Genomic DNA, 22,198 nt, shown 5'->3' with positions numbered 1-22,198 from the left:
ATGAAAAATATAATATCAAGTTTTTTACTTCTTCTAATAGTTAGTTGCAATTCAAAAACTACTGAAGAAAAAACGACCACAAAAAATAATGACAATGTAGCTACTTTGACAGCTGCACAACTAAAAAATACTTCTTTTGAAATTGGAAACTTGGAAAAAAGGAGCACCTCATCTGTTTTAAAAGTGACTGGAAAAATTGATGTTCCCCCACAAAATATGGTTTCGGTAAGCATGCCGTTAGGTGGTTACTTGAAATCTACCAAACTTTTACCCGGACTTCATATTAACAAAGGTGAAGTTATTGCTACTATGGAAGATCAACAATATGTACAATTACAACAAGATTATTTGACTACAAAATCTAAATTATTTTATGCACAAAAAGAATACGAACGTCAAAAAGAATTAAATCAAAATCAAGCAAGTAGCGAAAAAACATTCCAATTGGCAGATTCTGAATATAAAATATTGCGTATTACATTGAATGCATTGAGCGAAAAGTTGAAATTAATCAATGTAAATCCAAATACCTTATCTGAAAAAAACATTTCTAAGAGTGTCAATATTTTTGCTCCAATTAATGGATATGTATCAAAAGTAAATGTAAATATTGGGAAATACGTTAACCCATCAGATGTGTTATTCGAATTAATTAATCCATCGGATATTCATTTGAATTTAAAAATCTTTGAAAAAGACATTACGAAGCTTTCTATTGGACAAAAATTAGTCGCTTACACTAATAATCAGCCAGAGAATAAACATAAATGTGAAATTCTTTTAATTAGTAAAGATTTATCTGCTAATGAACATTCTGCAGATGTGCATTGTCATTTTGAAAATTATGATAAAGCATTATTACCGGGAATGTACATGAATGCTGATATTGAGCTTAAAGGTAATAATGTTTTGACTTTGCCTCAAGATGCAATTGTAAATTTTGAAGGGAGAGACTATGTCTTTGTTGGAATTAATGAAAATCAATTCCGTATGACCGAAGTGAAAATAGGAAATAGTGAAAATGGATTTATAGAAATTAAGAATCCGGAATACCTACAAGATAGTAAAATAGTCACAAAAGGGGCATATACGATTTTAATGAAATTAAAGAATAAAACAGATGAATAATCATGAATACCATAAAAAAGAATCCGTCTCAAAACCCAAAAACTGAGAATTTTACTGAGAATTTTGCAATAAATTTTAAAATCTATTCCTTTATAGGTCAAATGAGGTTTAATTTCTAATGATTTTCTGTTAACGAAAAAATAAAAAGAGGGAAACGCATAGTTTTAGCCCCCCTCTTTTTTATTTTAAATACATAAATACTATTTTATTTATCAATCGAGCCTAAAACTCGCTTCATAAATTCATTTAATGCAGTTTTTTTATCTTTACCTTCTTTAACCATTTTGTGAACTTCTAGAGCTCCATACATATTGGAAATCAATTCTCCTATGACATCTAACTCTTCATCCTTTAATGAAGAAACTTCAGTTAAAGCTTCCAATACTTCGATGGTTTCAATCAAGTAATCTTGATCGTTTTCTTCAATAAATTGAGTAAGGTGTTTAATTACCGGTAGTTTCATTCTATTAATTTGATGAAATTTCACTCACCAATTCAGCCAAAACTTCTGCCTTATTAGTTTGTGTTTCGTTCAATAACTTTCCTCCTACAAATGTTGCAAAAGTTGGTAAATTAGAAACATTTGCTAATTTTCTAGATTCTGGAGCATTCTCAGCATCAACTAAAACAAAGGTAATCTCTTCATTTTCTGATGCTAATTTTTTGAATTTAGGTTTCATTATTCTGCAATTCCCGCACCAAGATGCTGAATATTGAACTACAACTTTATTATTTGATGATACTAAATCTTGTAAAATATCTTCGTTTAATTCGATTAACATAATTTTAAAATTTCAATTTCAATGACACTATCAAATTTCAATTGTAAACTTTGATAGTGTCATTGCAATTATGATTGTGATTTATTTATTTAGTTTTGAGCTAAATACGCAGCAGTACTTAATCTATCAGCATTCATAGCTTCTTTTCCTTCTTCCCAGTTTGCAGGACAAACTTCTCCTTTTGTTTGAACATGAGTATATGCATCAATTAATCTTAGGTACTCATTTACATTTCTTCCTAAAGGCATATCATTTACACTTTCGTGGAAAATTTTTCCTTCTTCATCTATCAAGTAAGTTGCTCTGAAAGTTACATTTGATCCTTCTAAAATTTCGTCGTTTATTTCTTCATTATACACCCATTCTGCATCTAGAATGTCTAAAGCAGCAGATAAATTACGTGTTGTATCGGCTAAAATAGGATACGTTACTCCTTCTATTCCTCCGTTATTTTTTGGAGTATTTAACCATGCAAAGTGTACTTCGTTTGTATCACATGAAGCTCCAATTACCATAGTGTTTCTTTTTTCGAAATCATCTAATGCTGCCTGAAAAGCATGAAGTTCAGTTGGACATACAAAAGTAAAGTCTTTTGGGTACCAAAATAAAATAACTTTTTTCTTGTTGTTTACCGCTTCTTCTAAAACGTTAATTCTTAAATTATCCCCCATAAATGATATAGCATCTACAGTAATACTTGGGAATTTTTTTCCTACTAATGACATGATTTTAATTTTTAATATTAGAATTAATTTTCTACTGCAAAATTAGAAATAGGTCACCGATAAAAGCAGGATATATATTCTATTTTCCGATTAAGTAATAGAGAAAAATTATCAATATATTTCTTACAAAATATTATTATAAAAATTTCGTTATGTGTATTTTAAAGAGATATTTATTGCATAAAAAACAAAAACCACCTTAAAAAGGTGGCTTTTAGAAAAACTAATACTTAGCAGGTTGCTATTATAAATCAAAACGGTCTAAATGCATCACTTTAGCCCAAACTTTCACAAAATCATGAACAAATTTATCTTTGTTATCATCTTGTGCATATACTTCAGCATAAGCTCTTAAAACGGAATTGGAACCGAATACCAAATCTACTCTAGTAGCAGTCCATTTTGTAGCACCAGATTTTCTGTCAACAATGTTGTAGAGATTATCACCGGCTGGTTTCCAACTGTAACTCATATCCGTCAGATTTACAAAGAAGTCGTTGCTCAAAACCCCTTCGTTAGAAGTGAAAACTCCATGTTTTGTCCCACCAAAGTTGGTTCCTAATACACGCATTCCGCCAATAAGAACTGTCATCTCAGCGGCAGTTAAACCTAGAAGTTGCGCCTTGTCTAATAGTAATTCTTCGGGTTGAACCACATATTTGGCCTTCATGAAGTTTCTGAAAGCATCGTTTGTTGGTTCTAAAACTTCAAAGGATTCTGCGTCGGTCATTTCTTGTGAAGCGTCGCCTCGACCTGCTTGGAAAGGAACTTTCACAGTATAGCCCCCTTCTTGAGCTGCTTTTTCTATAGCAGCACTACCGCCAAGAACAATCAAATCGGCAAGGCTTACTTTTTTATTCAATGTAGCTTGTAGTTCAACTAGGGTATTCAATACTTTCTGTAGTCTTTCAGGTTCGTTAGCTACCCAATTTTTTTGAGGTTCTAATCGAATTCGTGCTCCATTGGCACCACCTCTAAAGTCGGAGCCTCTAAACGTTCTTGCACTGTCCCAAGCGGTGTTGATTAATTCGGCTCTAGTTAATCTGCAGTTCAATAATTTTACTTTCAATTCGTCTATTTCAGCCTCCGATAAAGTGTAATCTACTTTCGGAATAGGATCTTGCCAAATCAAATCTTCTGATGGAGCATCAGCACCAAGGTATCGTTCTTTCGGACCTAGATCTCTATGAGTTAATTTGAACCAAGCTCGAGCAAAAACATCTGAGAAATAAGCAGGGTCTTTATAAAAGCGCTCTGAGATTTCTCGGTAAGCAGGATCCATTTTCATAGCCATATCAGCATCGGTCATAATTGGATTTTTTCTAACCGACGGGTTGTATGCGTCAACTGGTTTGTCTTCTTCTTTGATATTGATAGGTTCCCATTGCCATGCGCCAGCAGGACTTTTCTTTAATTCCCAATCGTGGTTTAACAATAAATAAAAATATTCATTATCCCAACGGGTAGGATGAGTTGTCCATGACCCTTCAAGCCCACTAGTAACGCTATCAGCTCCATTTCCGTCACCCTTTGGATTGATCCAACCAAAACCTTGATTCTCAATTTCGGCAGCTTCTGGTTCTCTTCCAAGTTTTGAAGCATCACCATTACCATGAGCTTTTCCAACAGTATGGCCACCAGCGGTTAATGCCACTGTTTCTTCATCATTCATAGCCATTCTTTGGAAGGTAACTCTAACATCATGAGCTGTTTTCAAGGGGTCAGGTTGACCATTTACACCTTCAGGATTAACATATATCAATCCCATCATCACTGCAGCAAGTGGATTTTCTAAGTCTCTTTCGCCAGAATATCTAGTTCCTTCACCACCTGATTTTGCTAACCATTCTTTTTCTGCACCCCAATAAATATCTTTTTCAGGATGCCAAATATCTTCACGCCCACCTGCAAATCCAAAGGTTTTTAATCCCATAGATTCATAAGCCATATTTCCGGCAAGAATCATTAAATCTGCCCAAGAAATTTTGTTTCCATATTTCTTTTTGATAGGCCAAAGTAATCTTCTAGCTTTGTCTAAGTTTCCATTATCAGGCCAACTGTTTAAAGGTGCAAATCTTAAATTTCCTGTTCCAGAACCGCCTCGACCATCGGCAATTCGATACGTTCCAGCAGAATGCCATGCCATTCTAATGAATAAACCACCATAATGACCCCAATCGGCTGGCCACCAATCTTGACTGTCAGTCATCAGGTTTTTTAAGTCGGTTTTGATAACTTCTAAATCTAGTTTTTTAAATTCCTCAGCATAATTAAATTTTTCACCCAAAGGATTGGTTTTGGTATCATGTTGATGAAGAATATCTAGATTTAGGGCTTTAGGCCACCAATCGTAGTTTTTGACACCATCGCTCAAACTTTTTTGATTTTGATGAAATGGGCATTTGCTAATGTCGTTTGAATGTTCCATAGATAGTACTAATTATTTAATTTTAGTTATAATTTTTTGTTGATTTTTTATTTTCACTTCTAACAAATTTAGATATTACAAATGATATAACTATAGATAATTAATGTTTTAAATTTATTTTTTAATAGATTTTAATTATACGCTCTAATTTTTTTCAGGTTTGTAAATCATTATGAAATTGTACTATATTTGTTTTAGTTAAGTACAACAATAAACTACAAATATTACATGAGTTTTTCCAAACTATTTCGAAAAAAATCTGCAAATGCAATTGTTCAGGAAGGTGGAGATGGAGATTCACACTCAGGATTAAATAAGGTTTTAACGGTTAGAGATTTAACCTTTTTTGGAATTGCTGCAATAATAGGAGGAGGTACTTTTAGTGCTATTGGAAACGCATGTTTTTCAGGAGGTCCAGCAGTAGTTTTACTATATATAATGTGTGCAATTGCCTGCGGATTTACAGCTATGTGTTATGCCGAATTCGCTTCTAGAGTTCCTGTTTCTGGTAGTGCTTATACCTATGCTTATGTATCTTTTGGAGAGCTTTTTGCATGGATTATTGGCTGGGCATTAATCATGGAATATTCTATAGGTAATATTTATATCGCTTTTTCTTGGTCAGGTTATTTTACCAATTTACTAGAAACCTTTCATATTCATTTACCAGAATGGCTAACTATAAATTACAAGTCGGCTCAAGATGCATTTGTCGCTAATAAAGGGAACGAAGGATTAATGGCTTGGCAAAATGCTCCGGTTCTTGTTGGATTAAAAATAATTTTTGATTTGCCTGCAGTTGTAATTAACCTTTTAATCACCTACTTAGTTTACAGAGGTACGAAAGAATCTAAAAACTTTAGCAATATAATGGTCTACATTAAATTAGCGATTATTGCATTGGTGATTATCGTTGGAGCTTTTTATATAGATATCGATAATTGGACTCCTTTTATGCCTAACGGTTTTAGTGGAGTTATGGGAGGGGTTTCGGCAGTTTTCTTTGCCTATATAGGTTTTGATGCCGTTTCCACTCTTGCCGAGGAAAGCAAAAACCCTCAGCGCGATTTACCAAAAGGAATGATTTATTCATTAGTTATCTGTACTGCAGTTTTTATAGTTTTAGCATTAGTTATTACTGGAATGGTTTCGTACGAATTATTAGGCGTTAGCGATCCATTGGCAGAAATTTTCGCATTAAAAGGCGTAAAATGGATGTTGTTTATTGTATCTATTGCTGCTGTTGTTGCGATGACTAGTGTATTACTGGTTTTTCAAATGGGACAACCTCGAATTTGGATGACAATGAGTCGTGACGGATTAATGCCTAAACGATTTTCTTCAATTCACCCAAAATATAAAACACCAGGATTTGCAACCCTAGTTACAGGTTTGGTAGTTGGGATTCCGATTTTTTTTACTGATGAAAATTTCGTTCTCGATTTTACGAGTATAGGAACACTTTTCGCATTTGTATTAGTTTGTGGCGGAGTTTTAATGTTATCTCCACAAAGCGAGTCTGAATTAGCAGAAAGAGCAACAAAAGGAAAATTCAGAATCCCGTATATGAATTCAAAATATATTTTCCCTTTAATGGTTATCTTAGGAACAGTTTTAATAAATACTTATGTACCAACTTTCTTTACTTCTGTTTTAGATTTTTCAGATGGCAAATTGGCAACTAACATACCAATGATAGTATTTATAATAGTTTGCATACTAATGGCAATACTTTCATTTATAAAAAACTTATCGTTAATACCATTATTAGGATTGGTTTCTTGTTGTTATTTACTAACAGGAATGGCTGTTTCAAACTGGATGTGGTTTGGAATTTGGTTGGTTATTGGTTTAATTTTTTACTTTTTATATGGTTATAAAAATAGTAAATTGAATTTTTCCAAATAATTTCTAATTTTTGTATTCTGTTTTTTGAGAATTATAAATAAAAAAACCGCTCATATATATAAGCGGTTCAAAATAATTGGTGATTATTTATAACTTAATTAATTTCTTATTTGTCTTACCTTGATTTGAAACTACTTCTACTAAGTAACTTCCCGTTTTTAAATCAGATAATGAAACCTGAATTTGTTTTGACAATGTTGGTTTTGATATTTTTTTTACTAATTGTCCAATTGTATTAAAAACGTTAATCGATGAAATAGCAGTAAGGCTTTCCATTTCAATTGTTAAAATGTCTTGAACCGGATTTGGATAAAATGTAAAGTTTTGTTGTTCTGTAACGTTAGTATTTGAAACACTTAAGGAACGATCAGTATTAGAGGTACAATAAGAGTTATATTTTACATTCGATAAGTTATAATACGATTGAAAATACTCTGTTTCTGTAACGATAGTTGGTCCTTTATATTCAAATTCATCAGTGCAAATAAATTCTAATTTGGGATTGTCATTTATCATTAAATAAAAGTGGCAACCACCTAACATTACATAACACAAATCGAATTTACCATTTCTAAAATTAATTGCTTCTAAATTCGGGTTATTTTTAATAGAAATGGTTTCACTCAATTGTCTCACATTCGAGAAATTTAAAGTAGTTAATTTAGTATCATTACAATAGAAAAACTGCAATTTTAAATCGTTAAATTCAACGGATGTATAATTGTTTCCTGAAATATCTAAATAATTATAATTAACAGATTCTGGTAATTTTAAAACATTCAAATTGTTGTATGAAACATCAAGTTCAGTAATTTGAGAACTAATATCATCCAATTCAGTTAATCGATTACTACTGCATCTTAACTCATAAAGTTCAAGTTCATTTAATGATAAATTAGAAATTGAATTATTATTACAATTTAATCTTCTCAAATTCGTAAAACTTTCAATTCCAGCTAAAGAATTTATTGAAGCATTTGAAATGTCCAATTCTTCAATTGCTAAAGCTTCACTTTGTTGAATAATTTCATCATTATTTGAATCTACACCAAGAGCAATAAGTTTGTTCTTAAAATTAGAATCAGGAATTGAAACATTTTGAGCAGTTAGCGAAAAATTAGCATAAAGGAGAAGTAAAGTTACATATAGGTTTTTCATGACAATAGAAATTAATTTGGGGTTAATAATTAAAAAGTGTCAATTTTATAAAGCAAACCTAATACTATTATGAAACATAAAATTCAATAACTTTTCTTTTTCGTTAATGTGTAATTAAAGCCGATGAACAAAATATAATTGAAAATTATTTCTTACAAAAAACATATTGAAATGAAACCTAATCTATTTCTTCAATTTTAGTCTTAAAAAACCTTTAATTTAAGTATTAAACAAAACTTAATTCCCTAATTTTGCATGACAAAAAATAATATTTATATAATATGAGTTCATTTGATGTAGTCATTATAGGTTCAGGACCAGGCGGATATGTTTCTGCTATTCGTTGTTCGCAGTTGGGTTTCAAAACAGCCATAATAGAAAAATATTCAACATTAGGCGGGACTTGCTTAAACGTAGGATGTATTCCATCGAAAGCATTGTTAGCTTCTTCACATCATTATGAGGAATTGCAACATTTTGCTGATCATGGAATTGAAGTATCGGGCGATGTAAAAGTTAATTTAGAGAAAATGATTTCTCGTAAGCAAGCTGTTGTAGATCAAACTTCAGGAGGAGTAAAATTCCTGATGGATAAAAATAAAATTACAGTTTTTGAAGGTTTAGGTTCTTTTATAGATGCAACTCATATAACAATAGCTAAATCGGATGAAACTTCAGAAACTATTGAAGCCAAATATATAATAATTGCTACAGGTTCTAAACCTTCGTCATTACCTTTTATCAAAATAGATAAAGAAAGAATCATTACTTCTACTGAAGCTTTAAAGCTCAAAGAAGTACCGAAACACTTAGTTATAATAGGTGGTGGAGTGATAGGAATAGAATTAGGGCAAGTCTATTTACGTTTAGGAGCACATGTATCTGTGGTGGAGTTTATGGATAGAATTATTCCAGGAATGGACAGTTCATTATCTAAAGAGTTGACTAAGGTCTTGAAGAAACAAGGCATGAAATTTTATGTTTCACATAAAGTAAAATCAGTTGAAAGAAAAGGTCAAGCAGTAATTGTTCAAGCCGAAAACCTAAAAGGCGAAACAATAACTTTAGAAGGTGATTATTCATTAGTTTCTGTAGGTCGTCGTCCGTATACTGAAGGCTTAAATGCAGACAAAGCAGGAGTAAAGCTTAATGATAGGGGTATGGTTGAAGTAAACGATCATTTACAAACCAACATTTCTAATATTTATGCTATTGGAGATGTAGTTCGTGGAGCCATGTTAGCTCATAAAGCAGAAGAAGAAGGAGCTATGGTTGCTGAGATTTTATCAGGTCAAAAACCACATATCAATTATAATTTAATTCCAGGTGTAGTTTATACATGGCCAGAAGTTGCTGCTGTTGGGCAAACCGAAGAACAACTAAAAGCAGATGGAATTGCATTTAAAGCAGGTAGTTTTCCTTTTAAAGCTTTGGGTAGAGCTAGAGCTGGAGGTGATTTAGACGGTTTTGTTAAAATTCTCGCCGATGCAAAAACCGATGAAGTACTTGGTGTTCATATGATAGGAGCTCGTTGCGCTGATTTGATTGCAGAAGCTGTAACCGCTATGGAATTTAAAGCTTCAGCTGAAGACATTTCTAGAATAAGTCACGCACATCCAACTTTTGCAGAGGCAATTAAAGAAGCCGCTTTAGCAGCTACAGACAATCGAGCATTACACGTATAATATTTTAACTAAAAAAACCGTTTCATTATAAAGTGAAACGGTTTTTTTAATTCTATTCCATTTACATCGTAAAAACACTTTTGTAATTCTTCCAATATCTAAAAATTAAAAATAGATTTCCTAAAAATATAAATATAGCAATCGGAAGACTTTCAGGTGTCAGAAAAAAATTAATAAGTAAAATATTTAATGATACAGGTAAGAGTACAATATTAGCTAAAGAAACAAAACGACCAGAAACATAGGCCAATCCACACAACAATTCTATCGATTTTGCTAACGGAATTAAATAAGCCGAAGCTACAAGTCCAATTTGAAAAGCTTTAAAATCTCCCGTAGTTACTGGTTCTGGGACTAATTTTAAAAAGAAACTAATTGACGCAAACAGAAACAATAACCCCATTAAGGTTCGTATAACAATAGTGACAATTTTCATGATTATTTGGTTTTAGTGGTTAAACACGATTAAGAATAGCAATATTATTTTAAATTTCCACCTAAATACTTAGTAAATTCTCACAAAAGTGAATTTAAAAAATGTTTAATCCTTAATCAAATATAATCATATTTTTGAGATATTTAACCAATAGATAATCATGATTTTGCGTGCTATTTTCGAGTATATTTTCTGTAAACAAAAAAACCAATACTAATTAATACAATAAACCACCACAATTGAAACAGAAATACAATTATATCTTGTAGAATAAACCAACCACTTTTTAAAGCATCTAAAATCTGTAATCCAAAATTAGTTTGATATGCATATTTGTCTTTTTGATTGGCAATAATTTCTTGTTTTATGCTTTCGCTTTGATAAATTAGTAAAGTAATTGTGCTAAAATTTACTTGATCTTTTAAAGATAAATTTTCGAGTTTATGATTATCAGTTTGTTCATTTTTTGTTGCCAAATTACTTTCGGCAGCTATAACATCATTTAGCTTTTTGCCTTTTAAATCAATTGCTTTTTCAATTCTTCTTTCGTTATTTATATTTCTTATTTGAGCTAATTCGTTCGAAAGCATTTGTAAAGAAACATCACCAGCCTTAATCACCCGATAATCTAAATAATCAATCTGCTTTGCAATAGTTTTGATTACAGTATCTAGTTTTGTGTTGGGAACACGAATAATTATATTATTTTCAACAGAATATTTTAGCGTTTCTAATATACTATCTTGACTTATTTTAGTTTCGATTTTATTATTAATTGTGCTTTGTAAATTGGTATAAGTGACAAATCCTCCAAATTTATTTGTAGTGTTTTCAATAGCATAGGTAGATTTTGCAACATTTTTGACTTTAAACTTTAAATCAGCAGTTCGAATAAATTTTCGATTTACTCCTTTTTTCTCTACAGCACTAAGAGATGAAATACTATCTGTAGTTTGAATGACAGATTCTGATGTAACTTCTTCAAGTGATTCTGCTTGCTTACAAGAATGTAGTAAGACAATTAAAAATAAAACAGTCAAGCCAAATTTTGCAATTGTTTTCATAATAAAAAGATTTAGTATTGATTAATAAATGGGTTACTTAAGAAAATAATAAAATGCAATAAGTAGTTTTCTATCAATACTGGAATCAATTTATTAAAAGGAGTTATTTGATGTGATATAAAAATCGTGCCATTAATTTTTAAATTGACTTCTCGGATGGAATATTTTTATTGTAATTTTGAAATCTAAATTTTATTTTTTTGAGAGTTTCTATTTTTAAATCTATTCCCAATCCAATTGCATTAAAAGAACAACTTTTGACTTGGTCACAACAATTCAGAGAAATTGTATTTTTAGATAGCAATTCAGAATTCAATACCAATCAAAAATATTCCAGTTATGATTGTTTGCTTGCTATAGACGCTTTTACATCAATAAAAACTGATTTTCATAATGCTTTTGAAGACATAAAACAGTACCAGCAAACCACAAGAGATTGGCTTTTTGGTTATTTAACTTATGATTTAAAAAACGACACTGAAGTTTTAAATTCTGAGAACTTTGATGGATTAGATTTTCCAGATTTATTTTTCTTTCAACCTAAAAAAATGTTTTTATTGAAGGGAAATCAACTTGAAATTCAATATCTCAACATGTGCGAAGATGAAATTAATAGTGATTTTCAAGAAATAAGTGCTATGCATAAGTCACAAGTTGAAAATGTTGAAGTTGTTGCAATTCAACAACGAATTTCAAAAGAAAGATATATCGAGAAAGTTTCCAAATTGCTGGAGCATATTCATCACGGAGCTATTTATGAAGCTAATTTTTGTTTGGAGTTTTTTGCTGAAAATGCTATAATAAATCCATTAGCTAAATTTTTAAAACTCAATTCAATTTCAAAAGCACCGTTTTCAGCCTATTTTAAAAATAACAAACAGTTTTTATTATGTGCTTCACCAGAACGGTATTTAAAAAAAGAAGGCGAACAACTCGTTTCTCAACCCATAAAAGGAACTGCAAAAAGATTTTTAAACCCAATTGAAGATGAAAATTCTAAAAATGAATTAGAAAAAGATGGTAAAGAGCGATCAGAAAACATCATGATAACCGATTTGGTTCGAAATGATTTATCAAAAATAGCTCAACGAAATTCAGTTAAAGTTCAGGAATTATGTAAAGTATATTCGTTTGAACAGGTACATCAAATGATTTCTACTATTACTTCAAATTTAGACAGTCAATTTTCTATAATAGAAGCAATTAAATATTCTTTTCCAATGGGAAGTATGACAGGAGCTCCCAAATTTTCGGCAATGAATATATGCGAAGAGCTTGAAGAATCAAAGCGTGGTTTATATAGCGGAGCCATTGGTTATTTTACACCAAATGGTGATTTCGATTTTAATGTTGTAATTCGGAGTATTTTATACAATCAAACCAATCAATATGTTTCTTTTTCTGTAGGTAGTGCTATTACTTCTCAATCAATTCCTGAAAAAGAATATGAAGAGTGCTTGCTAAAAGCAAAAGCAATGTGCGAAGTGTTAAGTTAAAATCAAAAGAAATAATTACTTTTGAATATGTTAGAAAAATTTAAAATCCATATTGCACAAAATTTCCCTTCTTTAAAAAACGGAAAACTTTTTCTTGCTGTAAGCGGAGGATTAGACAGTATGGTTTTGTTGCATCTGTTTCGACAATTACAGTACGATATTGCTGTTTTGCATTGTAACTTTCAACTTCGTGGAATTGAAAGTTTTCAAGATCAAATTTTTGTTCAGGAATATAGTATTAAAAATTCAATTCCATTTTTCTATACACAATTCGATACTGAAAATTTTGCAAAAGATTATAAACTTTCGATACAAGTTGCGGCTCGTGAGTTGCGCTACAGTTGGTTTTATGAGCAATTAGAAGAGCAAAATTATGATTTTATTTTAACGGCGCATCATGCTGATGACAACCTAGAAACATTCCTAATTAATTTGTCTAGAGCAACAGGATTAGATGGATTAATTGGAATTCCTGAGCAAAATGATACAATTATACGACCGTTATTAGTATTTAATCGTCTTGATATTGAAAATTACGCCAATGAAAACCAAATTAAATGGCGAGAAGACAGTAGCAATGCTTCAGACAAGTATGTAAGAAATAAAATCCGACATCAATTAGTTCCAATTTTAAAAGAAATACATCCAAACTTTTTAGCATCTTTTCAAAAAACGCAACAGTATTTGCAACAAGCTAACGAAATGGTCGATGATGCCGCTTCAATACTGTTTAGTCAAGTAGTTGAAGAAAAAGGCGATGCTTTTTATTTTAATGTTAAAAAGTTGAGTAAGTTACCTAATTATAAATCCTATTTATATCATTGGCTTAAAGATTTTGGTTTTTCAGCTTGGGAAGACATTTATAATTTAGTTGATGGACAGTCTGGAAAGCAAGTGTTTTCGAATGAATTTAGATTGTTAAAAGACAGGAAATATTTGATATTAAGTTCTTTAATTCAAGAAGATGCAATTGATGAATATTTTATAGAAAAAAATCAATCGGAAGTTAAGATTCCCTTAAAATTAGCTATTTGTAAAGTATCTGACATTAGTTTAGCTTCAAATACAATTATCTTTGTCGATGAAGATTTGCTTGTATTTCCTTTGGTTTTGAGAAAATGGAAAACAGGTGATTTTTTTCAACCTTTTGGCATGAATGGGAAAGAAAAAAAAATAAGTAAGTTGTTTAAAGATGAAAAACTATCGCTTTTAGACAAAGAAAACACTTGGCTTTTATGTTCGAATAATCAAATAGTTTGGGTAACAGGTATTCGACAAGACGAACGATATAGAATTGAAAAAACAACAACAAATATTCTTAAAATACAACTAATAATATGAAGAAATTAGTATATATATTCATAGTTTTTTTAGCTTTTGCAAAGGGTTATTCTCAAATTCTTGATCCAGTAAAATGGACTACTACAATTGAGAAAAAGTCAGAGACTATTTTCATTCTCACTTTTAATGGAGTAATTGAAAAAGACTGGCATATGTATTCGCAGTTTACACCTGATGGTGGACCGTTGCCGCTAGAAATTAATTTTAAAAACCAAAAAGGAAATTTTAATCTATTAGGAAAAGCCAAAGAAAGTAAAACCAAAACTGCATACAATGATATTTTTGAAGTAAACGAAACTTTCTTTGAGCATAAAGCACAAATTACTCAAGAAATAGCGTTGTTAAATCCTAAAATTAAAACTATAGAAGTCGAATTGAATTACCAAGTTTGTAAAGAAGTTTGTATTAATTTGGAAAAGAAATTAACGTTTGTAATGCCAGGTATAGCCATTTCAACTACAAAAACTGATGAAACAACAGTTGCTTTAGATTCATCAAAAAGCGATACAATAAGTAAAATAGAAGTAACCCAAAAAGGTATTAAAGAAGTACCTAACGTAAGCAAAGTTGAAAATTCTAAACCAAATGAGCATCGAGGATTATGGTCAATATTTTTTATTGCATTTTTATCAGGGTTTGCGGCATTACTGACGCCTTGTGTTTTTCCGATGATTCCAATGACGGTAAGTTTTTTTACTAAACAAAGTAAAAACAAAAGCGCAGGAATTAGGAATGCCATTTTTTACGGAATTTCAATTATTGTAATTTATGTGCTATTGGGATTTATAGTTACTTGGATTTTTGGCGCTGATGCTTTGAATGCATTATCAACCAATGTTTGGTTTAATGTTATATTTTTCATTTTATTAGTTGTATTCGCAGCTTCATTTCTTGGAGCTTTCGAAATCATGCTGCCAAATTCTTGGGCCAATAAAGTTGACAGTCAAGCTGATCGAGGCGGAGTAATTGGTATCTTATTTATGGCATTAGCTTTGGCAATTGTTTCTTTTTCTTGCACAGGGCCAATTGTTGGAACACTTTTGGTAGAAGCCGCTTCAAAAGGAGGAATTGCACCAATAATTGGAATGTTTGGTTTTTCATTAGCATTAGCTTTACCATTTATGTTGTTCGCCATGTTTCCAGGTTGGCTACATTCTTTGCCAAAATCAGGCGGTTGGTTAAATACTGTAAAGGTAGTTTTGGGTTTTTTAGAATTGGCTTTGGCATTCAAATTTTTATCTAATGCTGATTTAGTTTTGCAGTTGCATTGGCTAGAAAGAGAAGTATTCTTGTCGATTTGGATTGCTATTTTTGGAACGCTATCGCTTTATTTATTTGGAAAAATAACATTGCCTCATGATAGTCTTATATCCCATATTTCAGTTGGTAGATTTTCTTTAGGTTTAATTACACTGGCATTTACAGTCTATATGATTCCGGGACTTTGGGGAGCACCTCTAAAAATAATAAATGCATTTCCACCACCATTGGAGTATAGTGAAAGTCCTTTTGGAGTTGGTGCCGGAAGTTCAGTAGAAGCAAATATTTTGCCCGACGGAGCTAAAAGTGGACCACATCGTCTTGTTGTTTTTGATGATTATGAAAAAGGACTTGCATATGCTAAAAGTGTAAGTAAACCCATTATGCTTGATTTTACAGGACACGCATGTGTAAATTGCAGAAAAATGGAGAATACTGTTTGGTCAGACAAAAGAATTCTTCAGATATTGAGAAATGAAGTTGTTTTGATTTCTCTGTATGTAGATGAAGATATTGATTTGCCTAATAATGAACAGTTTGTATCAAAAACTACTGGTTCAGAGATTGTTACCGTAGGAGATAAGTGGACAGATTTTATGATTTCAAAATATAAGACGAACACCCAGCCTTTGTATGTTTTGACAGATTTGAAAGGTAATAGTTTAAATGTGAATCAGCCTTCAATAAGTTTTGTATCAATAAATGAGTATGAAAACTGGTTACTAGAAGGTATTTCTAAATTTAAAAAATAAGACCTCTTTTATATATAGTAAATAAATTAAGTTTGATTTATTGTTAGTACTTTAATCCATTTAACCAATGAAAAATTCTATTCTAATCAATAAGAAATCAATCCTAAATTACTATAAAACTACTGTTGCTACTACCCATAAAGGTATTCAAGGTCATTCGTTATTAATAGGTGGGAGCTATGGTAAAATGGGTTCCATTTGTTTATCAAGCAAAGCTGCAATTAAATCAGGTTGCGGTTTGGTGACAGCTTTTATTCCGGAATGCGGGTACAATATAGTGCAGATTAGCATACCTGAAGTCATGGTTTTGACTGATGTTAGCAATAAATTTATTACTAAAATCAATTTTGATTTTGAGCCACAAGCAATTGGTATTGGTCCTGGATTAGGAACAGAATCTAAAACCCAAATTGCACTTTGTGATTTCTTAAAGGTTAATTTAAATCCTATGGTAATTGATGCAGATGCTTTAAATATTTTGGGTCTTAATCCTTCGTGGCTTTCTTTACTTCAACCAAAAACAATATGTACTCCACATTTAAAAGAATTAGAGCGATTAATTGGAAAATGGAATTCTGAAACAGAAAAAATAGCCAAAACAATAGCTTTTTCTAAAAAATATAATGTAATTATAGTACTAAAAGGAGCTCCAACTCTAATTATTGATAACGAAACCATTTATGAAAATACATCTGGAAATGCTGCATTGGCAACTGCAGGAAGTGGCGATGTACTTACGGGAATTATAACAAGCCTTTTGGCTCAATCCTATGATCCATTACAAGCAGCAATTTTAGGAGTTTATATACACGGATTAACTTCTGATATCGCTTTACCGGAAACAGGTTATCAATCATTTATCGCCTCAGATATTATTAATTATTTAGATAAGGCATTTTTGAGTCTAGAAGAATATCAAAAATAGTTAACTTAAAAAATCTTTTAAATCCTCATACGTTTTAATCTTAATACTTATTTTCTCTTTACCTAGAACGCTTATAATTTGTTTTGGAATGGGTAATTGAACATTTAAAATGGGTTCTACAATATCTAAAAATTTAATAGGATGAGCAGTTTCTAAGAAAAACCCAATACTATCAGGATAGTTTTTGAGTTCTTTTTTCAAACCCAAATAGCCTACTGCACCATGTGGTTCTGCGATGTATCCATTATGATTGTAGATACTTTTCATAGTTTCTTTTGTCTCTTCATCCGTAAAAGTATAAGATGAAAAATCTTTCCTGAATTCGTTTAAATCATTATTATACATTTCTTGAATTCGCACAAAATTACTTGGATTTCCTACATCCATAGCATTAGAAATCGTTGCCACAGAAGGTTTGGCTTTATAAATTCCCTTTTCTAAAAACTGAGGTACCGTATCGTTAGCATTGGTAGCAGCCACAAAATGGGTTAGGGGCAAGCCTAATTTTTTAGCTATAATTCCTGCGCAAATGTTACCAAAATTACCACTAGGACAAGAAACGATTAACGGTTTGTTGTGTTTCTTTAATTCTTTGTAAGCAAAGAAAAAATAAAACATTTGCGGCAACCAACGTGCAATATTGATAGAATTGGCAGAGGTAAGATTTTTGTGTTGCAAATCGGTATCGAGAAATGCTTTTTTTACCATGTCTTGACAATCATCGAAAAAACCGTCGACTTCTAAAGCAGTAATATTTTGTCCAAGAGTGGTCAACTGACGTTCTTGTATATCACTCACTTTACCAGAAGGATAAAGAATCACTACATCAACACCTTTTACGCCTAAAAAACCACTCGCTACTGCACCTCCGGTATCTCCAGAAGTAGCCACAAGTACAGTATTTTTCTGATCTTTATCTCTATTGAAATACGCCAAACAACGAGACATAAAACGTGCTCCTACATCTTTAAAAGCCATAGTAGGGCCGTGAAATAATTCTAAGGAATAAATATCATCTTCTATTTTTACAAGCGGAAAATCAAAACACAATGTTTCTTTTAGAATTTGTTTTAATTCTATTTCTGGGATTTCATCTCCTACAAATTGTTTGATGGCTTCAAAAGCAATAGCCTCATTACTGAGACTTTCAATGTTGTCAAAAAAAGATTGTGGTAACACTGTTAATGTTGCAGGAAAGTAAAGCCCTCTATCTGGCGCTAAACCTTGTATAACGGCTTCTTGAAAAGAAACGTAATGTGTTTTATTGTTTAAGCTGTAATAGTTCATTTGATTTTAGATTATAGATTTTAGATTAACGATTTTTTGATTTTTAGCAATTTGGGTTACATCTGAATTGCTTCACCTGTTCGAGCAAGCTCTCGGGTCATAAATTGTTAATCTTAAATCTTAAACATTTATTTTTATTAGCGTTAAATTATTTTTATTCCTTGGTCATTCACTTTCGAAACATGAATCTCATAAGGTAATTTCATTTCATCGTAAATCGTACTCATCGCTTTTGCAATTTTATCAGCAGTTTCCTTTCCTTTGCTCAGGGCAAATATAGAAGGGCCTGAGCCTGATATTCCAGAGCCTAAGGCTCCGTTTTCATAAGCAGTTTTCTTAATCAAATCAAATCCTGGTATCAATACACTTCGTAAAGGTTCTACAATTTCGTCATGAAGGGAACGACCAATAAGTTCGTAATCTTTAGTGTATAAACCAGCAATTAATCCTCCAACATTTCCCCATTGGGTAATCGCGCTTTTTAATGTAACGGTTTGTTTTAAAACCGAACGGGCATCAGAAGTTTTTAATTCTATTTGAGGATGAACGACTGTGGCATATAATTCTGAAGGGCTTTCAATTTTAATAATGTCTAAAGGATTTGAACTTCTTACCAAGGTAAAACCACCTAAAAGACAAGGTGCAACGTTATCAGCATGAGCATTTCCGCTAGCTAGTTTTTCGCCTTGCATGGCAAATAACACAAGTTCTTTTCGAGTGAAAGGCTTTCCTAATAATTCATTTATTCCAAATACAGCACCTGCAGAACTTGCTGCGCTGCTACCAATACCACTACCTGCTTTGATGTGTTTGTAAATTTCAATTTCAAAACCAAATTCGGTTTCTATTGCTTCTAACATTGCTAAAGCAGCTACTCCAGAAACATTTTTTTCGGTTTCTAAAGGTAAGTTGGCACCAACAATTTTAGTAATCCGAACACCTTTTTTGTTTGATTTTCGAATAATCATTTCATCGCCAGCGTTATCTAAACAAAGTCCTAGCACATCAAATCCGCAGGAAAGATTAGCAATTGTAGCTGGACAGAATATTTTTATTTCGTTCATACTTATTTTGTTTCAAGCTTCAAGCTTCAGGTTCACATACAACTTTAAACCTAAAGCTTTAAACTTTTTATATGTTTCCTATTCTAATTACATCTGCAAAAATTCCAGAAGCAGTAACTGCAGCACCTGCTCCCGCACCTTTAATCAATAATGGTTGGTCAATATAGCGATCAGTATAAAATTGAACGATGTTGTCTTTACCTTCAAGGTTATAAAACGGACTGTCTTTCGGTATCAACTCTAAACCAACACTTGCCTTTCCATTTTCAAATGTAGCTACAAATTTCAGTCGGCTTTCTTTAGATTTAGCTTCGGCTAAAAGATTTTCAAAGTGTGATTTATAAGTAATTAATGATTTAAAAAAATCATCATTGTTTGTTGTGCTCATACATTCGGAAGGAAGAAAAGAATTATTTTTAATATCTTCAATTTCCATTTGGTAACCGCTTTCGCGTATTAGAATAAGTATCTTTCTAGCAACATCTACACCACTTAAATCAATTTTAGGGTCAGGCTCAGTAAAACCTTGTACACCAGCTTCTTTTACTACATCGTGAAAACTGTACGAATCGCTAAAATTATTAAAAATAAAGTTCAAACTTCCTGATAAAACGGCTTGAATTTTATTGACTTTATCTCCTGAAGCAATCAAGTGTTTTACGGTGTCAATAATAGGCAATCCAGCGCCAACATTAGTTTCAAACAAGAAAGGTGCTTTGAATTGTCGAGATAGATTTTTTAAATTTTTATAATTGTCGTAAGCTGATGAACAAGCAATTTTATTACATGTAACCACTGCAATACTTTGTTTCAAATATTGATCGTAGGTTTTAGAAACGTTTTCATTAGCAGTAATATCTACAAAAATACTGTTACGTAAATTCAGGGCTTTCACCTTAGAAATAAAGGTTTCAGAATCAGATTTTTCTCCGTTTTCTACTAAAGATTTCCAATCTTTTAAAGGAATTCCTTCTTCATCAAAATACATTTTTCTGGAATTAGATAAAGCAATAACTCTCAAATTTATTTTTAGATTTTCCTTTAAATATTTTTTTTGCTGGTGAATTTGTTCAATGAATTTTTCGCCAACATTTCCAACCCCCATTACAAATAAATTCAACTGTTTAGTGTTTTCTTCAAAGAAAGTTTCGTGTAGCGTATTCAGTGCTTTTTTGACATCTCTTTCATTGATTACCGCCGAAATATTTCTTTCAGAAGCACCTTGAGCAATAGCTCTAATATTAACATTGTTTTTTCCTAAAGTACTAAACATTCTGCCACTTAACCCTTGGTGGTTTTTCATATTTTCACCAACTAAGGCAATAATGCATAAGTTCTTTTCAACAATACAAGCATCAATTTTGTTTTGAGCAATTTCAACTTCAAAGGCTTTATTGATTGCTTGTTCAGCATTTTGAGCATCAGAGTTTAAAATTCCGATACAAATTGAATGCTCAGAAGATGCTTGAGTAATAAAAATTACATTAATATTTACTTGAGACAATACTTCAAAAAGTCTTTTTGAAGAACCAGCAACTCCAATCATTCCTGGACCTTCTAATGTGATTAGAGTAATATTATCAATATGACTTATTCCTTTTACGGGATTATTTTGCGAAGTGACTTTGTTTGAAATATAAGTACCTTCAGCCTCAGGCTCGAAAGTGTTTTTAATAAGAATCGGAATATTCTTTCTTAACACAGGCTGAATCGTTGGAGGATATAATACTTTAGCACCAAAATGCGATAATTCCATGGCTTCCTGATAGGAAATAGTTGCAATAGGCTGGGCTTGTTTTACAATTTTAGGATTGGCAGTAAACATTCCATTTACATCAGTCCATATTTCTAAATCAACAGCATTCAAAGCAGCAGCTATAATTGCCGCTGTATAATCAGAACCTCCACGCCCTAATGTTGTATTGATACCGTCAAGAGTTGAGGCAATAAATCCAGGCATAACAACAACTTGAGACTCATTTGAGGCAAAATAATTAACTATAAGTTGGTTAGTGACTTCAAAATTAACTGTTGCTTTTCCATAATTAGCATTGGTTTTTATTAATTCACGACTGTCTTTGTAACTACTATTTTTTAGGTTTTGCTTTAAAGCTTCTGCTATAATATAAGATGATAACAATTCTCCAAAACTTAAAATGGTGTCAGTTGTTCGGTTAGACAATTCGCCTAATAAAAAGCATCCTTCTAAAAGTGTTTCAAGATGATTTATTATTCTTTTTACGTGACTTAATAGGCCACTTTGCTCACTTACAGGGATTAAGGCTTTAAGTGCTTCAAGATGTTTTTTCTCTATTTCGGCAACAATTTCTTTATAACTTTCGTCATTATTAGCTGCTTTTATAGCTGCTTGATGAAGTAAATCGGTTACTTTGCTTAATGCAGATACTACTACAACTAGTTTATCATTTTTAGCTTTTGTATTTACTATATCGAGTACGAGTTTTATGTTTTGTGCATTGGCAACCGAAGTTCCACCGAATTTTAAAATTTTCATTGTTGTTTATTTAAAAAGTATTTTTTATGCATCATAAATTCATGATTTTTGTTTCTTCATAAAAAGAAGAAAACAAATATAGGATTATATGATTAATTTATACCCCGAAAGGGGTTGTAGATTTTGTAGAGGTGCTAAAAATGATTACCAAATTTTTGGTTGCATTAATAAAAAAAGGAATTTTAGTGTAAAAAAACATTTTTCAGATTTTTAATTTCCAAAAGTAATTCATTTCATCGATTAT

17 protein-coding genes are annotated in these 22,198 nt (G+C 31.6%); 7 read left to right on the top strand and 10 right to left on the bottom strand.

The annotated features are described in order from the left end of the window. Nucleotides 1-1,128, top strand: coding sequence for an efflux RND transporter periplasmic adaptor subunit (locus ACFQ0S_RS05740; RefSeq protein WP_379756536.1), 1,128 nt, complete (start codon nucleotides 1-3; stop codon nucleotides 1,126-1,128). Between the two features lie 205 nt (nucleotides 1,129-1,333). Here ACFQ0S_RS05740 and ACFQ0S_RS05735 read toward each other — a convergent pair whose 3' ends face one another. The 4 genes from ACFQ0S_RS05735 to katG form a co-directional block, all read right to left on the bottom strand. Further along, complete coding sequence (locus ACFQ0S_RS05735; RefSeq protein WP_379756539.1) at nucleotides 1,334-1,591, bottom strand: DUF6952 family protein; 258 nt, start codon at nucleotides 1,589-1,591, stop codon at nucleotides 1,334-1,336. Nucleotides 1,592-1,595: 4 nt separating this feature from the next. Continuing rightward, nucleotides 1,596-1,910 (bottom strand): thioredoxin family protein, encoded by a 315-nt coding sequence (locus ACFQ0S_RS05730; RefSeq protein WP_379756542.1) that lies wholly within the window; start codon nucleotides 1,908-1,910, stop codon nucleotides 1,596-1,598. A gap of 89 nt (nucleotides 1,911-1,999) precedes the next feature. Beyond that, the gene (locus tag ACFQ0S_RS05725; RefSeq protein WP_379756546.1) at nucleotides 2,000-2,635 is read right to left on the bottom strand and encodes a peroxiredoxin; all 636 of its coding nucleotides are present in this window, start codon (nucleotides 2,633-2,635) and stop codon (nucleotides 2,000-2,002) included. Between the two features lie 244 nt (nucleotides 2,636-2,879). Next, nucleotides 2,880-5,063, bottom strand: coding sequence for a catalase/peroxidase HPI (gene katG, locus ACFQ0S_RS05720; protein ID WP_379756549.1), 2,184 nt, complete (start codon nucleotides 5,061-5,063; stop codon nucleotides 2,880-2,882). A 228-nt stretch (nucleotides 5,064-5,291) separates the two neighbouring features. Between katG and ACFQ0S_RS05715 the strand changes: the two genes are divergently transcribed. Then, nucleotides 5,292-6,971, top strand: a complete 1,680-nt coding sequence (locus tag ACFQ0S_RS05715; protein WP_379756552.1) for an amino acid permease — start codon at nucleotides 5,292-5,294, stop codon at nucleotides 6,969-6,971. Between the two features lie 87 nt (nucleotides 6,972-7,058). On the opposite strand, the gene ACFQ0S_RS05710 is transcribed toward ACFQ0S_RS05715, so the two are convergent. Further along, a complete protein-coding gene (locus ACFQ0S_RS05710; protein WP_379756555.1) occupies nucleotides 7,059-8,129 on the bottom strand; it encodes a T9SS type A sorting domain-containing protein in 1,071 nt (356 codons plus the stop codon). A gap of 281 nt (nucleotides 8,130-8,410) precedes the next feature. On the opposite strand from ACFQ0S_RS05710, the gene lpdA reads away from it, so the two are divergent. Further along, nucleotides 8,411-9,814, top strand: coding sequence for a dihydrolipoyl dehydrogenase (gene lpdA, locus ACFQ0S_RS05705; RefSeq protein ID WP_379756557.1), 1,404 nt, complete (start codon nucleotides 8,411-8,413; stop codon nucleotides 9,812-9,814). 61 nt (nucleotides 9,815-9,875) lie between these two features. On the opposite strand, the gene ACFQ0S_RS05700 is transcribed toward lpdA, so the two are convergent. Further along, nucleotides 9,876-10,250 carry a DoxX family protein gene (locus ACFQ0S_RS05700; protein ID WP_379756560.1) on the bottom strand — a complete coding sequence of 125 codons (375 nt, stop codon included), beginning with the start codon at nucleotides 10,248-10,250 and terminating at the stop codon, nucleotides 9,876-9,878. Nucleotides 10,251-10,423: 173 nt separating this feature from the next. Continuing rightward, nucleotides 10,424-11,314: a DUF4349 domain-containing protein gene (locus ACFQ0S_RS05695; RefSeq protein ID WP_379756563.1), complete on the bottom strand. Its 891-nt coding sequence runs from the start codon at nucleotides 11,312-11,314 to the stop codon at nucleotides 10,424-10,426. A gap of 200 nt (nucleotides 11,315-11,514) precedes the next feature. Here ACFQ0S_RS05695 and ACFQ0S_RS05690 point away from each other — a divergent pair, with 200 nt between their 5' ends. The 4 genes from ACFQ0S_RS05690 to ACFQ0S_RS05675 all read left to right on the top strand — a co-directional run bounded on the left by ACFQ0S_RS05690 (nucleotide 11,515) and on the right by ACFQ0S_RS05675 (nucleotide 17,088). Further along, nucleotides 11,515-12,810 (top strand): anthranilate synthase component I family protein, encoded by a 1,296-nt coding sequence (locus tag ACFQ0S_RS05690; protein ID WP_379756566.1) that lies wholly within the window; start codon nucleotides 11,515-11,517, stop codon nucleotides 12,808-12,810. A 27-nt stretch (nucleotides 12,811-12,837) separates the two neighbouring features. Then, entirely contained in the window at nucleotides 12,838-14,151 is a 1,314-nt protein-coding gene (gene tilS, locus ACFQ0S_RS05685) for a tRNA lysidine(34) synthetase TilS (protein WP_379756569.1), read from the top strand. Next, complete coding sequence (locus tag ACFQ0S_RS05680) at nucleotides 14,148-16,163, top strand: protein-disulfide reductase DsbD family protein (RefSeq protein ID WP_379756572.1); 2,016 nt, start codon at nucleotides 14,148-14,150, stop codon at nucleotides 16,161-16,163. The genes tilS and ACFQ0S_RS05680 overlap by 4 nt, the downstream gene beginning before the upstream one ends. A 67-nt stretch (nucleotides 16,164-16,230) precedes the next feature. Then, nucleotides 16,231-17,088 (top strand): NAD(P)H-hydrate dehydratase, encoded by an 858-nt coding sequence (locus ACFQ0S_RS05675; protein ID WP_379756575.1) that lies wholly within the window; start codon nucleotides 16,231-16,233, stop codon nucleotides 17,086-17,088. Here ACFQ0S_RS05675 and thrC read toward each other — a convergent pair whose 3' ends face one another. From thrC to thrA, 3 genes are all read right to left on the bottom strand, one after another. After that, nucleotides 17,089-18,375 carry a threonine synthase gene (gene thrC / locus ACFQ0S_RS05670; RefSeq protein WP_379756578.1) on the bottom strand — a complete coding sequence of 429 codons (1,287 nt, stop codon included), beginning with the start codon at nucleotides 18,373-18,375 and terminating at the stop codon, nucleotides 17,089-17,091. Nucleotides 18,376-18,518: 143 nt separating this feature from the next. Continuing rightward, entirely contained in the window at nucleotides 18,519-19,439 is a 921-nt protein-coding gene (locus tag ACFQ0S_RS05665) for a homoserine kinase (protein ID WP_379756581.1), read from the bottom strand. 67 nt (nucleotides 19,440-19,506) lie between these two features. After that, the gene (gene thrA, locus ACFQ0S_RS05660; protein WP_379756584.1) at nucleotides 19,507-21,954 is read right to left on the bottom strand and encodes a bifunctional aspartate kinase/homoserine dehydrogenase I; all 2,448 of its coding nucleotides are present in this window, start codon (nucleotides 21,952-21,954) and stop codon (nucleotides 19,507-19,509) included. Nucleotides 21,955-22,198: the final 244 nt, after the last annotated feature.

It is taken from the genome of Flavobacterium myungsuense, assembly GCF_042677265.1.
Lineage (GTDB): Bacteria > Bacteroidota > Bacteroidia > Flavobacteriales > Flavobacteriaceae > Flavobacterium > Flavobacterium myungsuense.
Note: the sequence above shows the minus strand (reverse complement) of the source record. Positions and strands in the feature narration are given on the sequence as shown.